This window comes from Cupriavidus sp. 291-E7 (genome assembly GCF_057798835.1).
Genome location: NZ_JBYOJV010000037.1, coordinates 20,387 through 35,464, shown reverse-complemented (window position 1 = coordinate 35,464; position 15,078 = coordinate 20,387). Strand labels below are relative to the sequence as shown.

17 protein-coding genes are annotated in these 15,078 nt (G+C 60.5%); 12 read left to right on the top strand and 5 right to left on the bottom strand.

What is annotated here, in order from left to right; genetic code table 11:
- The 3 genes from AC3FLX_RS32565 to AC3FLX_RS32555 all read right to left on the bottom strand — a co-directional run.
- A partial coding sequence (locus AC3FLX_RS32565) for a response regulator transcription factor (protein WP_488701431.1) occupies nucleotides 1–363 on the bottom strand: 363 nt, incomplete at its 3' end.
- Nucleotides 360–1,742, bottom strand: a complete 1,383-nt coding sequence (locus tag AC3FLX_RS32560) for a sensor histidine kinase (RefSeq protein ID WP_488699573.1) — start codon at nucleotides 1,740–1,742, stop codon at nucleotides 360–362. The genes AC3FLX_RS32560 and AC3FLX_RS32565, both read right to left, overlap by 4 nt.
- A gap of 77 nt (nucleotides 1,743–1,819) precedes the next feature.
- On the bottom strand, nucleotides 1,820–2,695 hold the full coding sequence (locus AC3FLX_RS32555) for a substrate-binding domain-containing protein (RefSeq protein ID WP_488699574.1): 876 nt from the start codon (nucleotides 2,693–2,695) through the stop codon (nucleotides 1,820–1,822).
- 181 nt (nucleotides 2,696–2,876) lie between these two features.
- On the opposite strand from AC3FLX_RS32555, the gene AC3FLX_RS32550 reads away from it, so the two are divergent.
- Entirely contained in the window at nucleotides 2,877–3,398 is a 522-nt protein-coding gene (locus AC3FLX_RS32550) for an arsenate reductase (azurin) small subunit (RefSeq protein WP_488699575.1), read from the top strand.
- A 21-nt stretch (nucleotides 3,399–3,419) separates the two neighbouring features.
- On the top strand, nucleotides 3,420–5,897 hold the full coding sequence (locus tag AC3FLX_RS32545; RefSeq protein ID WP_488699576.1) for an arsenate reductase (azurin) large subunit: 2,478 nt from the start codon (nucleotides 3,420–3,422) through the stop codon (nucleotides 5,895–5,897).
- Between the two features lie 81 nt (nucleotides 5,898–5,978).
- On the opposite strand, the gene AC3FLX_RS32540 is transcribed toward AC3FLX_RS32545, so the two are convergent.
- Nucleotides 5,979–6,305, bottom strand: a complete 327-nt coding sequence (locus AC3FLX_RS32540; RefSeq protein WP_488699577.1) for an ArsR/SmtB family transcription factor — start codon at nucleotides 6,303–6,305, stop codon at nucleotides 5,979–5,981.
- A 39-nt stretch (nucleotides 6,306–6,344) separates the two neighbouring features.
- A complete protein-coding gene (locus tag AC3FLX_RS32535; RefSeq protein WP_488699578.1) occupies nucleotides 6,345–7,166 on the bottom strand; it encodes a winged helix-turn-helix domain-containing protein in 822 nt (273 codons plus the stop codon).
- Nucleotides 7,167–7,389: 223 nt separating this feature from the next.
- Here AC3FLX_RS32535 and arsD point away from each other — a divergent pair, with 223 nt between their 5' ends.
- From arsD to AC3FLX_RS32485, 10 genes are all read left to right on the top strand, one after another.
- Nucleotides 7,390–7,869: an arsenite efflux transporter metallochaperone ArsD gene (gene arsD, locus AC3FLX_RS32530; protein WP_488699579.1), complete on the top strand. Its 480-nt coding sequence runs from the start codon at nucleotides 7,390–7,392 to the stop codon at nucleotides 7,867–7,869.
- A gap of 11 nt (nucleotides 7,870–7,880) precedes the next feature.
- On the top strand, nucleotides 7,881–9,641 hold the full coding sequence (gene arsA / locus AC3FLX_RS32525) for an arsenical pump-driving ATPase (RefSeq protein ID WP_488699580.1): 1,761 nt from the start codon (nucleotides 7,881–7,883) through the stop codon (nucleotides 9,639–9,641).
- Nucleotides 9,642–9,745: 104 nt separating this feature from the next.
- A complete protein-coding gene (locus tag AC3FLX_RS32520) occupies nucleotides 9,746–10,075 on the top strand; it encodes an ArsR/SmtB family transcription factor (RefSeq protein ID WP_488699581.1) in 330 nt (109 codons plus the stop codon).
- Nucleotides 10,076–10,077: 2 nt separating this feature from the next.
- Nucleotides 10,078–10,560: an ArsI/CadI family heavy metal resistance metalloenzyme gene (locus AC3FLX_RS32515; RefSeq protein ID WP_488699582.1), complete on the top strand. Its 483-nt coding sequence runs from the start codon at nucleotides 10,078–10,080 to the stop codon at nucleotides 10,558–10,560.
- A 9-nt stretch (nucleotides 10,561–10,569) separates the two neighbouring features.
- The gene (locus AC3FLX_RS32510) at nucleotides 10,570–11,064 is read left to right on the top strand and encodes an arsenate reductase ArsC (protein ID WP_488699583.1); all 495 of its coding nucleotides are present in this window, start codon (nucleotides 10,570–10,572) and stop codon (nucleotides 11,062–11,064) included.
- A gap of 41 nt (nucleotides 11,065–11,105) precedes the next feature.
- Complete coding sequence (locus tag AC3FLX_RS32505; RefSeq protein WP_488699584.1) at nucleotides 11,106–11,600, top strand: arsenate reductase ArsC; 495 nt, start codon at nucleotides 11,106–11,108, stop codon at nucleotides 11,598–11,600.
- A gap of 3 nt (nucleotides 11,601–11,603) precedes the next feature.
- Nucleotides 11,604–12,680: an ACR3 family arsenite efflux transporter gene (gene arsB, locus AC3FLX_RS32500; protein WP_488699585.1), complete on the top strand. Its 1,077-nt coding sequence runs from the start codon at nucleotides 11,604–11,606 to the stop codon at nucleotides 12,678–12,680.
- A gap of 9 nt (nucleotides 12,681–12,689) precedes the next feature.
- Complete coding sequence (arsC, locus tag AC3FLX_RS32495; RefSeq protein WP_488699586.1) at nucleotides 12,690–13,112, top strand: arsenate reductase (glutaredoxin); 423 nt, start codon at nucleotides 12,690–12,692, stop codon at nucleotides 13,110–13,112.
- On the top strand, nucleotides 13,109–13,870 hold the full coding sequence (arsH, locus tag AC3FLX_RS32490) for an arsenical resistance protein ArsH (RefSeq protein ID WP_488699587.1): 762 nt from the start codon (nucleotides 13,109–13,111) through the stop codon (nucleotides 13,868–13,870). Before arsC ends, arsH begins: the two co-directional genes overlap by 4 nt.
- A gap of 17 nt (nucleotides 13,871–13,887) precedes the next feature.
- Entirely contained in the window at nucleotides 13,888–15,069 is a 1,182-nt protein-coding gene (locus tag AC3FLX_RS32485; protein ID WP_488699588.1) for an MFS transporter, read from the top strand.
- The last annotated feature ends 9 nt before the right edge of the window (nucleotides 15,070–15,078 follow it).

Sequence of the window (15,078 nt, the reverse complement as noted above, 5' to 3'; positions counted from 1 at the left end):
CAGGCAGACCTTTTTTACCAGTTCGCTGATGTCAAACGGCTTGGTGACATAGTCTGTTGCGCCGTGCTTCAGGATCTCGACTGCCTGCTCCACGCTCGCGAAAGCCGTAATGAAGATGAACGGCGGTACGAAAGTGGCCTGTTCGGCGACTCTCTTGAACACCTGATCTCCGGAAATATCCGGCAGACGGATATCGCTGATCACTGCGCTGTAGCGCCGTGATCGGATCGCTTCGAGGGCGGCTTCGCCCGTGCGGTACCAATCCAGGACGAATCCTTCGAGGCTGAAGCGGTCCGCCACGGACTCGCCCATGATCGGATCATCCTCGATGAGGCACAACCTCGGAGAACTGACGCTCATCATGCAGCTCCATCAATCGGGATCGTCACGTCAAAGCACGTCACACCGTCATCGTTCACTGCCTGAATCGCGCCATTGAGTGTGGTCGTGACCTGGTAACAGACCCACAGGCCAATAGGATAGGAGCGGCGGCCACCTTCGTGTTGAACCATCGAATAGGGCTCAAACAAATGCTCCATGCGTTCCGGTGGAATCGGCTCGCCATCGTTCGCTACCCTGATGCGCAAGCTTCCGTCTTCTACGTCAGCACGAAACCAGATCCTACCGTTATCGCCGATGGCCTTGACGGAATTAAGCAAGAGATTCAGCGATAGCTGCCTGACGTAGTGCGACTGAAGCGGAACAGGCTCAGCCAGACTGACCTGCCAAATTAGCGTTCCATGACGGGCGTCAATCTGCGGGGCAACCAGCATTCTCAAATCCTCCCAGTCGGACGGCGACATCGCCGGAGAGTCCAATCGCGCTTCAACAAGCAACGCGCCCACCGTGGTACGGATCTGGTTCAGCCCGCGCTCGAGGAGCCCAAGCGTCTTGTTTGTGAAGGCATCCGGGCTGCCATGCGTGGCCAATGTGTCCACCGCATTGAGCATGCCGCCCAACGGATTGTTGATTTCATGTGCAATGCCTGCCGCGACCCGGCCCACTGCGGCGAGCCGCTCGGAGGTCAGGATTTCTTTTTCCAGGCGCTCTTTCTCTGCAAGGCCTGTCAGCATGTCCGTGAAGCGCGCGTTCAACAGCGCGATCTCGGCATGTCCCTCCTTGTCAACCATGGATGCGATGTGTCCTGGGGGATCCTTGCCAACCCGCTGCAAGGCGTATGACAGTCGAGATAGTGGCGCCACAATACGCTTTCCCCATATCCAGCCAATCGCGATGAGAACGACGAGTCCTGGCAAGGTCACCGCGAAGAGTTGGAGCAAGGTCTTGCGCAAACGCGACGATATTTTCTCGGCGTCATACACCACCACGACGCGTCCCAGGTTGGAACCGTCGTCAGCCACGACATTCCCGGAGGCCACAACATCATCGACGAACAACCAGCCGGCTCCCGTGTAATGCACGCCTGTCTTGCCATTAGGCTCCGTGAGGAGCGCCTTCGCCGGAGGCGGCAGCGCCGCCAGCTTTGTCGTCATTGGAAACGTCGTGGTGTCAGTCGATACGAAGACGCGTGCTGCATTGTCGGTCACCGTAATACTCTCGAGCGCGTTATCCGCGTCACGCGCCTCAATGGGCGTGCGGATCACCTCGAAGGCCTGCCACACATCGTCGCGCAACAAGGGATCCCGTAACGATCTGGACAGCACGGCAACGAGATTCGTGGCCCCGGCTCGCAAATCTTGTCGTGCGTCCGACAACCCCTGCAGAAGCAGGGTCAGCGTCACCACGCACTCCGTAGCCAGGATGACGGCCGTTAGCGCGAGAGGAATCCGGTAGCGATAACTGAGATCACGAACGCCCATCACGTTCTCGACGTGTTTGCCGTGTGTGCCATTTGTGCAATGGTGTCGAAGATGCTGTCAGGCTCGTTTGCGAAGCCATCAAGGTTTAGCCGCCCCAACACATCGCGCCCACCTTCCGATCGCCCCATTGTGATGAACGCATCCTTGAGTATCGTTGCGTCTTCAGCTGCAAGGGATTTTCTGACGACTAACGGTGGAAAGCCGAACTCCTTCGATCGCCATGCCACTCGCACACCCTGCACGGCTTCCGGTTGCTGGGCGGCCAAGGTATCCCATACATAGCCGTCGACCGATCCACCGTTGGCCAGTCCTAACCGGACTGCATCGACCACCTTGCGATGACTGAAGGTAAAGAACGTCTTCTTGAAGAACCGGTCCGGACTGGTCCCGCGCGACAGCAGCTCAATTCGCGGGACGAGGTAGCCGCTATTGGAGAGTGGATCACTGAAGGCGTAGATCTTCCCCGCCAGATCGCCAATGGTTTGCGTCGCCCGATCCGATTCGGGAACGATGACATAGGACTGATAGAGAGGCTTGCCGTGGTAGAGCGGCGTGGCAAGTAGGGTCAACCGATCCTTCGCCATCACGTATGGATACCCGCAGACCCACGCCACATCGAGTTCGTCCCGCATCAGCAACTCCAGGATCTCGCCATAGGACCCTCGTTGAACAAACTGAACGCGCTTGCCGGTCGCTGTTTCGAGGTATTGCTGCCAGCGCCTGGTCGTCTCGACGCGGTCATTCAGAAACACCGGCGTGGTCCCAAACCGCAGCAAGTCTGGGTCGCGCCCGATGGCAAGCGAGAACGGTGCCACGCCGTAAGCCATCAAGCCACGCAGTACCGCGCGCCGAGTGACGTTTCGGTTTCGTAACATTTCGGTGTCTCCTCGCACTGCAGCAAGTTTCCGAGCCGTGACGTCGGCTTCATGCCTTCTATCGTGCAGCCACGGAAACCCCAAGGAAATCAGTAACTTGGGCTCCGGGCATGTCTTTTGCCAAGCAAACGCTGCTGCACAACTCAAACGGTAGCAGTTTCCAGAAGAAATGGAGGAGACCATGACGGAGAACGTTTCCCGGCGCACCTTCCTGAAAATCAGTGGCATTGGTGCGGCTGCAGGCGCAGTCGGGCCGCTGTCCCACGCCGAGGCCGCCGCGCCACCAGCCCCCGACACCAGCCGAACGCTCCTGCCATACCCGCGGCGCACCGTGGGCACGGTTGGCAAGATGGCCGTCAATCAGCCGGTGCCATTCAGCTATCCGGATGCTGCGTCTCCATGCGCCGCGATCAAGATGGGAACCCCGGTGCCGGGCGGTGTTGGCCCGGACAAAGATATCGTCGCCTATAGCACCCAGTGCACGCACATGGGTTGCCCCGTCACGTACGACCAGGCGACGCGAACATTTAAGTGCCCGTGCCACTTCAGCATGTTCGATGCCGAGAAGTCCGGCCAGATGATCTGCGGGCAGGCGACAGAGAACCTTCCCCGTGTGCAGCTCATGTACGACGCGCAAAGCGGCAGTATCTCCGCGGTGGGTATCGATGGGCTCATCTACGGGCGTCAAGCCAACATTCTGTGACCAGCGATACCGGAGACAACCATGCCCACCACAAAAGACCGGTTGACCCTGCCACCCGTCAACGCACAGAAAACCAACATGACGTGCCACTTCTGCATTGTCGGGTGTGGCTATCACGTCTACAAATGGCCTGAGGGCTCGGAAGGCGGACGCGCCCCCAGCCAAAACGCCTTGGGCACCGATTTTCGCAAACAGGTGCCACCGCTTTCCCTGACGCTGACCCCTGCCATGACGAACGTCGTCACAAACGCCGACGGATCGCGCCACAACATCATGATTGTTCCCGACAAGGCCTGCGTGGTGAACAGCGGCTTGAGTTCGACGCGTGGCGGGAAGATGGCGTCATACATGTACACGCCCGATGGCATCGGACGGGACCGGTTGCATAGTCCGATGATCTATCTTGCCGATCAATGGCTGGAGACGGATTGGGACAATGCCATGGCCGTGTACGCTGGCGTCATGAAGCGCGTGCTTGATCGCGATGGGCCGGATGGTGTCGTCTTCTCGTGCTTTGACCATGGCGGTGCGGGCGGCGGCTTCGAGAACACCTGGGGAACCGGGAAGCTGATGTTCTCCGCAATCCAGACGCAGATGGTCCGTATCCACAACCGCCCGGCCTACAACTCCGAGTGCCACGCCACGCGTGAGATGGGCATCGGCGAGCTCAACAACTCATATGAGGATGCGGAGTTGGCGGACGTGATCATGGCGATCGGCACGAACGCCTACGAGACGCAGACCAACTACTTCCTGAATCACTGGGTGCCGAACCTGCAAGGCGGCACCGTCGAGAAGCGCAAAACGCGCTTTCCTGGTGAGACTCTGGAGAAGGCAAAGATCATTTTGGTAGATCCCCGTCGCTCCCCGACGGTGGCGATCGCAGAACAAGTGGCGGGCAAGGACAACGTCCTGCATGTGGATCTGCAACCCGGAACGGATGTCGCGCTCTTCAATGGACTCTTCACCTATGTGGTCGACAAGGGATGGATCGATCGACCATTCATCGACACCTACACGCACGGGTTCGACGGCGCCATCAAGGCAAACCGGCTCTCCCTCGAAGAGACGTCGCGCATCACCGGCATCCCGCAAGAGAATCTCGTGAAGGCGGCGGAATGGGCATACAAGCCCAAGGCGAGTGGTCAGAGGCCGCGAACGATGCACGCCTATGAGAAAGGCATCATCTGGGGCAACGACAACTACCTGATCCAATCCGCTCTCGTTGACCTGGTCCTGGCCACGCACAACGTCGGGCGGCGCGGCACGGGCGTCGTGCGCATGGGCGGCCACCAGGAGGGGTACACGAGACCGCCATATCCCGGCAAGGGCAAGATCTACATCGATCAGGAACTCATCAAGGGCAAGGGTCGGATGATGACCTGGTGGGCGTGCAACAACTTTCAGACCAGCAACAATGCCCAGGCGTTGCGTGAAGCCGTTCTGCGCCGATCACAGATGGTGAAGGAAGCCATGTCGAAGACGCGCGGCGCCACGCCAGACCAGATGGCCGATGTCATCTATGAGGCAACCCGCAAGGGCGGTCTGTTTGTGACCAGCATCAATCTCTACCCGACCAAGCTGGCCGAGGCGGCGCACGTCATGCTGCCTGCCGCCCACCCAGGGGAAATGAATCTGACGTCAATGAACGGGGAGCGGCGAATCCGCCTGTCCGAACGCTTCATGGACCCGCCGGGATCGGCACTGCCCGATTGCCTCATCGCCGCGCGGATTGCGAACACCCTGAAGGCCATGTACGAGAAGGCCGGCAACGCAGATGCTGCCAAGCGATATGACGGCTTCGCGTGGAAGACGGAAGAGGATGCTTTCAATGACGGCTTCCGGCAAGCAGGCCAGCCAGGCGCCGGCCCCATTGACAGCCAGGGTGGCCCCACTGGCAATCTCGCGACCTATGAGCGTCTGCGCGCCATGGGGAACAATGGCGTCCAACTCCCGATCAAGGAATACGCCAACGGCAAGCTGGTCGGCACGGAGATGCTCTATACCGATGGCAAGTTCGATACCAAGGACGGGAAGGCGGAGTTCAAGCCGTCCCCGTGGCCAGGGTTACCGAAGACCGTGGCAGACCTGAAGGGCAAGTACAAGTTCTGGATCAACAATGGCCGCAACAATGAGATCTGGCAGACCGCGTACCACGACCAGTACAACGAATTCGTCAAGGGGCGATATCCCATGGCGTATATCGAGCTGAATCCGGGTGACGCCAAGTCTCTGGGCATCGAGCCGGGTGACGTGGTCGAAGTCTTCAATGACTTCGGTTCGACCTATGCCATGGCTTACCCCGTGCCATCTGCTAAGTCCGGACAGACCTTCATGGTCTTCGGCTATGTCAACGGCATTCAGGGGGATGTGACGACAGACTGGACCGACCGCAACATCGTGCCGTACTACAAGGGCACCTGGGCGGATATCCGCAGGGTCGGGTCCATGGAAGACTACAAGCGCAAGGTCAGCTTCAAAGATCGCCGCTATGTGTAGTCGACCCACGACAAGGTGAGCCAGGAGAGCCGCGCGCGTTGGGCGCAGCTCCCTGGCATTCCACGTTTCAGCCCACCAGGGCTAGCATTTGATCTTCTTGCCAGGCTTGCAGGCGGCCGAATCCACGCCCTGGCAGCAGTTCTCGGTCAGGAAATCGATCAGCGAGTTCATGCGCCCAATCTCGGGCGCGTAGTACACAAATCGCCCTTCCTGGCGAGAGGACACGAGCCCGGCGTGCGTCAGTTCCTTCAGGTGAAATGACAATGTCGCGCCGGCCAGCTTGAGTTCTTCTTGAATGACACCGACGCTCAGTCCCTCCGGCCCGGCTACAACGAGCCGGCGAAAGATGCTGAGACGTGAGGATTGTGCCAATGCCGACAAGGCTTGAATGGCTTCTTTTTCCTTCATGGGCACGAGGACGATCAAATCGAATGGTTGATTCTACCGTCATCGGCATGGCGCCACGGCGGACGCACCGCCAGCGCTTGCCGCCTTGACTGCTGAGGCTCCGGGAGCCCGGTGGTCAGCGTCAATCATGCCTTGCGCCGATAGCCGGTAGCCACTGCCGCGCACCGTCTCGATGATGGGGGCATAACCGTAGGGCTTGAGGATCGTGCGTAGGCGCTTGATATGCACATCTACCGTCCGCTCCTCGAGCGAAGAATGGCCGCCCCAGACTCGGTCAAGCAGCGTGATACGGCTGTGCACTTTTTCAGGGTTCGCTAGCAGGTAATGCAACAGCTTGAACTCGGTGGGGCCGACCTTCAACAAAACCTCTGCTCTTTTCACGACGACATATGCGCGGTGACACCGCGGGTCCAGTGTCAGCCCGTGAACGGTCACAAGCTCTCCGAAGAGCTGGGGCACATGCCGGCGGAGTGCCGCCCTGATGCGGGTGAGCAGTACGTTCGGCGCGATGGGCTTGAGCAGGTAGTCGTCCGCTCCAGCCTCCAGCGCCTCAATGCAGTCTTCGTCCGAACCTCGCGTGGACAACATGAGAACGGGCACTCGCCTGCTACGACCGCTTTTCCGCAAGCCCCGCAAAAATTCGATGGCCGAGTTACCCGGCAACGTATGACTCAATACGATCAGGTCAGGCGGAACGCTGGCCATCAAAGGCGCCGCCATCTGTGTGTCTGCCACACGCAGCGCAAAGTAACCGCCTCGCAGCAGCGTAGCGCTCAACATCTCTGCACTAGCGGCATCGTCCTCAATCGCCAATACGCTTGCCCGCATGCATGCCTCGTCATTCGTGAGGTTGGGGGTCATTCGCAGATTCCCGCCAGTCGGTGGCGTCTCGCGCGCTACCGCCGACTCGCTGTCATGGCTAGGGACCAAACCTCGATGGTTCTAGAACTATGTAAATAATTTGTAGAACGACTTTCGACTTGCGACAAGTCGCGGCCAGCCGTTTCAGGCGACAGGGGGCATAGCGGTCAAATATGCCTCATGAGACTCTTAGTGAAACCTGGACGCCATCTGATCTACCGCAATGAAAACGATCAATATTTTGATAATATTGGAAACATGGAAGTTATCGCTGCGTGGCCGGTCACTCGCGCCCGCGCTGTCCGCGCCTGAAGCCGCGTTCGAAGAGGAAGTCATCATGAAGACCCTGGAAGTGTTTGACCCTGCCATGTGCTGCCCAACTGGTGTCTGTGGGGTGTATGTGGACGCCGTCCTGGCGCAGTTTGCCGCTGACCTGAAATGGCTCGAAGCACAAGGCGTCACAGTCGCCCGACATAACCTTGGTCAGGAGCCCCAGGCATTCGCGGCCAACCCAGCCATCGTCAAGGAGATGGAGGGCGGCATGGACCGACTGCCGATCATTACGGTCGACGGGCGCATTGTCTCCACCGGCATGTATCCCTCGCGCCTGCACCTGGCACAGAAGCTTGACCTTGCGGTGGCCTCCAGTGACAAGCCGCGTGTCCGTGTGGGCGAATGCACGCCCGGATCCGGCTGCTGCTAACGGAGCGTGCCATGGCTCTCCCATCGACACGGACTCGTTACCTGTTCTTCACGGGGAAAGGCGGGGTCGGCAAGACCTCGCTGTCTTGTGCCACAGGCCTAGCTCTGGCCGAGGCGGGTAAATCCGTGCTCATCGTGAGCACGGACCCGGCCTCCAATCTCGACGAGGTGCTGGGCGTGTCCTTAAGCCAAGTGCCGACCGCGATCCCCGGAGCGCCCGGCCTGTGCGCCCTGAATATCGACCCTGAAGCCGCGGCACACGCCTACCGCGAGCGCATGGTGGCGCCTTACCGGGGCATCTTGCCTGCGGCGGCCATCCAGAGCATGGAGGAACAATTCTCCGGCGCGTGTACTGTTGAGATTGCCGCATTCGATGAATTCTCGAAGCTGCTGGGCGACCCGTCTGGCACAGCCGAGTTTGATCATGTCATCTTTGACACGGCCCCCACCGGCCACACGCTGCGTCTGCTGACGCTGCCGTCCGCTTGGGACGAGTTCATCTCGTCCTCGACCGGCGGCGCTTCCTGTCTGGGACCGCTAGCCGGCCTGGAGAAACAGAAGGCGCTTTATGCCGCGACAGTCGATCGGCTCTCCAGTGCCAACGAGACGACCGTCGTGCTGGTCGCACGTGCCGATATCGCATCGTTGCGAGAAGCCGAACGCACGCACGCCGAACTGGCTGCCCTCGGCATAGGAAATCAGGAGTTGGTCATCAACGGCCTATTCTCCGACGCGACCTCCGGGGACCCCATTGCGACGGCAATGGCGCTGCGGGCGGCTGAATCACTGGCCAATATGCCGGTGGCGCTCGCCGCATTGCCTCAGGCACGCATTCCCTTCCTGCCACGCGGCACGGTGGGATTAGACGCACTGCGCGAAATGGCCCACCCGGAGACGGTGGCATCCCCAACCGTTCACGACAGACCCGCCATCGACTTGCCGCCTGGCGCGGGTGGACTGGTCGAGCGCATGGCCTCCGCTGGCCACGGCGTCATCATGACGATGGGCAAAGGTGGCGTGGGCAAGACCACGGTGGCGGCTGCGGTGGCCGTGGCGCTGGCCAAGATGGGACACCGAGTCGTGCTATCGACAACGGACCCGGCCGCACACATTGCGGCCACGATCGATGGTGCGGTGCCAGGCTTGACGGTGAGCCGAATTGATCCAACGGAAGAAGTCAGGCAGTACACGGAAGAGGTTCTCGGCAAGGCTGGGCAGCAACTCGATGGCGCCGCACGCGCCATGCTGGAAGAAGACCTGCGCTCACCGTGTACCGAGGAGATTGCAGTTTTCAGAGCCTTCGCGCGCACTGTCGACGAAGGCAAGGACGGATTCGTCGTGCTGGATACCGCCCCCACAGGCCACACCATCCTGTTGCTCGACGCGGCGGAGGCGTACCACAAGGAAGTCATGCGCACGCAGGGCGACATGCCCGAGGCCGTCCGGCAGTTGTTGCCACGACTGCGCGATCCTGACTATACCCGCGTGCTCATTGTTACCCTGCCGGAAGCCACACCCGTGCACGAGGCAGAGCGCCTTTCGGAAGATCTCGCCCGCGCGGGCATCAACCCGTATGCGTGGGTCATCAATCAATCGCTCCTGGCAAGCGGGACGACTCACCCCATGCTGAGCCAACGCGGGGACTATGAAGTGCCCTTCATCCAACGTGTTGCCAAGGATCTGGCGCAAGAGTGTGCCCTGATCCCGTGGCTCGCCGAACTTCCCGTCGGCGTCGCTGGCCTGGAGCATCTGGTCAATCAGGAGTCGGCATAAGCGCCGATATGAGCACTTGCGGGGCAGCGGGCGCTTGGAGCGCGTCTGCTGCCGTCACAGAAAATTCACTTTGATTTATTTTATATTTCCAATATAGTCGAATCATGGAAACCGATCATGTTCTCGAAGCGCTCGCTGCGCTTGCCCATTCGATTCGTCTGTCCGTATTCCGACTGTTGGTCCAGGCTGGGCCGGAAGGGCTGGCTGCCGGCCGGATTGCGGAGCTGATGGAAATGCCGGCGTCGTCGCTGTCCTTCCATCTGAAGGAATTGCATCGCGCCGGCCTGCTTGCTAGCCGTCAGGACGGGCGCTGGATCATTTATATGGCCAACTTCGAGACCATGAACGCACTGCTGGGCTACCTCACGGAGAACTGCTGCAGCGGCAATCCATGCACTCCCGTGTCCAAACGTTTTGTCGCCATTGAGGCCTAACCATGAAGCGCTTCCACGTTCACGTCGGCGTCACCGATCTGTCTGCGAGCATTCGCTACTACTCCGCACTCTTTGCAACCGAACCAGCTGTGGTGAAAGAAGACTACGCCAAGTGGATGCTGGAGGATCCGCGCGTGAACTTCGCCATTTCGGCACGCGGCGCGGAAGCTGGCGTGGACCACCTCGGATTCCAGACCGACGATGCGGAAGAGTTGGTCGAGTTGAAGGCACGAGCCGAAGCGGCCGACATGGCACTGCTCGACGAAGGCGAGACCACCTGCTGCTATGCACGGAGCGAGAAGTACTGGGTGACCGATCCGCAAGGCATCGCCTGGGAGCATTTTCACACCCTTGGGAATGTGCCAGTGTACGGCGAATCCCGGAAGATCGAAGACGCCAAGCCAGAATCGGCGTGCTGCGCGCCTCGTGCGCCCCAGGGCAAGCCGATTGGCGTTGCCGTCAACTCCACGCCGTCCTGCTGCTGAGAGTGACCCATGAGTGAAAAAATCTACAACGTGCTGTTCATCTGCACCGGCAATTCGGCACGCTCGATCCTGTCGGAAGGCCTGATGAATCATCTCGGCAGAGGACGCTTCCGTGCCTACTCGGCGGGGAGTCATCCGACCGGGACGGTGAATCCGCTCGCTCTGGCGCAACTGGCGCGCTACGACATGGAGACACACGGTTTTCGCAGCAAAAGCTGGGACGAGTTCTCGCAAGACGGTGCACCGGAACTCGATTTCGTCTTCACGGTATGCGACAAGGCGGCGGGTGAAGTCTGCCCGATCTGGCCGGGCCAGCCGATGACTGCGCACTGGGGTGTTCCCGATCCTGCCGCATGCGAAGGGACCGATGCGCAGAAGCAGCAAGCCATCAGTGACGCCGCCATTTCGCTCAAGCGTCGCATAGAACTGTTCCTGGCATTGCCCCTGCCAAAACTGGATGCCGTTGCGCTCCAGAAGGCCGTCCGGGACATCGGACAGCAGTAACGCAGTCCGGCCCGTACTCCAATACTCTTACGTCGCGCCCCATGACTACCAACGTTTTGATCTTGTGCACCCACAACTCGGCCCGCAGTGTGCTGAGCGAAGGGATGTTGAACCATCTGGCCAAGCAGCTCGGCCGTGATGTCCGCGCCTACAGCGCGGGAAGCTCGCCGAGCGGTCGTATCAACCCGTTCGCCATCGAAGTGCTTGGCGACGCAGGTGTCGACGTTAGTGGCTTTCGCAGCAAGAGCTGGGACGAGTTTGTGGGCGAAAACGCTCCGGAGATGCGGGTCGTGATCACCGTGTGCGACAGCGCGGCCGAAGAGGAATGCCCCTACTGGCCGGGCAGCCCCGTGAAAGTGCACTGGGGCTACCCTGATCCCTCGAACACCGAAGGTGGTGACGCGAAGAAGCGTCAGGCCTTCGAACTCACGCGCCAGGCGATCGGCTATCGGATGCTGCAGTTGCTGCTGCTGCCGATCGAAGACATGAGCAACGCCGAACTTCAAGAGACGCTGCAACGTCTGGCTGGGAGCTGAACGATGAGCAGTCAGAATGTAGCGGCGTCCAGTCAAGCCGCGGGCAAGCCGGCCATCAGCTTTTTCGAGCGCTATCTGACCGTCTGGGTCGCGCTCTGCATCGTTGCCGGGATCGCGTTGGGGCAGATGCTGCCCGAGGTCTTCCAGGCGATCGGGCGCATGGAGTACGCCCAGGTCAATCTGCCCGTCGGCGTCCTCATCTGGGTGATGATCATCCCGATGCTGATCAAGATCGACTTCGGCGCGCTGGGCCAGGTGAAATCGCACTGGCGTGGCATCGGTGTGACCTTGTTCATCAACTGGGCGGTCAAGCCGTTTTCGATGGCTTTGCTCGGCTGGATCTTCGTGCGCCACCTCTTTGCGCCGCTGCTGCCCGCCGATCAGCTCGACAGCTATGTGGCTGGCCTGATCCTTCTCGCCGCCGCACCCTGCACCGCGATGGTCTTCGTGTGGAGTCAGTTGTGCAAGGGCGACCCGTACTTCACGTTGTCCCAGGTTGCGCTGAATGACGCGATCATGGTGGTGGCCTTTGCACCCGTTGTCGCGCTCCTGCTGGGCTTGTCGTCTATCACCGTACCGTGGGACACGTTGCTCACGTCGGTGGCGCTCTACATCGTCGTGCCGGTCATCATCTCGCAATTGCTGCGCAAGATGCTTCTGGGTCGAGGCGTCGCCTATTTCCAGCGCGTTACCCACAAGTTGGGACCGTACTCGATTACGGCACTGCTTCTGACGCTGATCCTGCTGTTCGCCTTCCAGGGCAAGGCCATCATCGATCAGCCGCTGGTCATTGCACTGCTGGCGGTACCTATCCTGATTCAGGTCTTCTTCAATTCCGGGCTCGCCTACCTCTTGAACCGCAAGCTGGGCGTCGCACACTGCGTAGCCGGTCCGTCCAGCCTGATTGGCGCCAGCAACTTCTTCGAGCTTGCCGTGGCAACCGCCATCAGTCTCTTCGGCTTCCAGTCGGGTGCGGCACTTGCTACGGTCGTGGGGGTGCTTATCGAGGTGCCGGTCATGCTGCTGGTCGTCAATATCGTCAACCGGTCGCAGTCCTGGTACGAGACCAAGAGCAACTAAGGAATCCGAATGTCGGTAACGATCTACCATAACCCCGAGTGCGGCACCTCACGCAATACGCTGGCGATGATTCGCAATGCGGGCATTGAACCAACGGTTATTGAATACCTGAACTCGCCGCCTGACCGGCAGACGCTGCAGCAGATGATCCGTGCCGCGGGCCTGACAGTTCGCCAGGCCATCCGCGAGAAAGGCACGCCTTACGCGGAACTCGGCCTGTCCGATCCCTCGCTGACTGACGATCAGTTGCTGGATGCGATGCTGGCCCATCCGATCCTGATCAACCGGCCGTTTGTCGTGACCGAACTCGGTATTCGCCTGTGCCGCCCCTCGGAACTGGTGCTCGATATTCTGCCCGCGCCACAGCAAGGCGCCTTCACCAAGGAGAATGGTGAAGTCGTCATCGACGCGCAGGGGCGGAGGGTCCAATGATGGATTTGCCCAATATCGTGCCAGCGGTGCTGGAAACGCCCAATCTGGACAAACTGGAGCCGGCACACGTCAGTACGCACCCGCCGCGTATCCTGCTGCTCTACGGTTCGTTGCGCGAGACGTCGTACAGCCGGCTGCTCGTGCAGGAAGCCGAACGAATCCTCCAGCATTTCGGCGCGGAGACCCGCATATTCGACCCGCACGAGCTGCCGATGGCCGACAGCGTCCCCGCCGACCACCCCAAGGTTGTCGAGCTGCGCAAACTGTCGGAATGGTCGGAAGGCCAGGTGTGGTGCAGCCCAGAGCGGCACGGCACGCTGACCGCGGTGTTCAAGAACCAGATCGACTGGCTCCCACTGGAAATGGGCGGCGTCCGCCCGACGCAGGGCCGGACGCTCGCCGTGATGCAGGTCAGCGGCGGCTCGCAGTCGTTCAATGCCGTCAATGCCCTGCGTGTGTTGGGGCGCTGGATGCGCATGGTGACCATCCCTAATCAGTCGTCGGTTGCCAAGGCGTACCAGGAATTCGATGCTGATGGCCGCATGAAGCCATCCTCCTACTATGACCGCGTCGTCGACGTCATGGAGGAGCTCTACAAGTTCACGCTGCTGGTTCGCGATCGCAGCGACTACCTGACGGACCGCTACAGCGAGCGCAAGGAAGCGGCACCTGCCACGGCCACCACACTCGCGGCCGCTGCCATGAGTCATGAGCAGGAAGCCCAGGTCGGTGATACGGATACTGGCGAAGTCGAATAATAATCAACAGGATGGCCATGGAGCCGAGCAGTAGCGTGATCGCCAGGCTGGGCATTGCCCAGACGCTGGCATGGGGGTCGACGTATTACCTGCCGGCCATGCTGGCGACGCCGATGGCGAAGGATCTCGGCGTGTCGGCACCGACGGTATTTGCGGCGTTCAGCGCGGCGCTGATTGTGTCGGCACTCATCGGCCCCTCCGCAGGCAGGATGATCGATCGAACCGGTGGGCGCTCGGTATTGGTGGCCACCAGTCTGATATTTGCCCTCGGACTCGCGGGTCTGGGATTCGCGCAGGGTGTCATCGGGCTGTTCGCCGCCTGGCTAATCCTTGGCGTCGGGATGGGTGCGGGCCTCTATGAGGCCGCATTTGCAACATTGGTGGCACTCTATGGCAATCGCTCACGGGGTGCCATCACCGGCATCACGCTGATTGCCGGATTCGCGAGCACTGTCGGCTGGCCACTATCGACCTACATGGATGCCCACGTTGGATGGCGAGGCGCGTGTCTTGCCTGGGCAGCACTTCATTTGACGCTGGGACTCGCCCTGAATCTCAGCATGCCTCGTGGCGCGATTGCTATTGAGAGGCCCGTGGCTCGACCGTCCACCGTAGTCGCTTCGGCAGAGGAACCTTTGCAACGGTTCGCTTCATTTGCGCTGGCATTTGTCTTTGCGGCTACCTGGTTTATCAGTACCGCCATGGCTGCACATTTGCCTCGACTACTTCAGGCCGGCGGTGCGACGCTTGCCACCGCCGTCTTGGTCGGTGCGCTGATTGGACCCGCCCAAGTCGGAGCGCGCATTCTGGAGTTTGGCCTACTGCGCAAGGTTCACCCACTGCTATCAGCGCGCATCGCCGCCGCCATGCACCCGCTCGGCGCACTGGCTTTTGGCCTGCTGGGCGCGCCGGCCGCCGTCCTGTTTGGCGTTCTACACGGCGCAGGCAACGGCATCCTCACGATTGCAAAAGGCACGCTTCCACTGGTCATCTTCGGCCCGGGTGGCTACGGGCTTCGACAAGGCGTTCTGATGGTCCCGGCCCGTGTCGCTCAGGCATTAGCGCCATGGCTCTTCGGCATGCTGCTCGACATCGCCGGCGCCAAGGCGCTCTGGCTGTCGTCCGGGCTCGGTGTTGCAGCCGTTCTGATGTTACTTGCCGTTCGGGATGTGAAATCGGCTCAGGCTCAACCTGCTTGAGTGACGGTC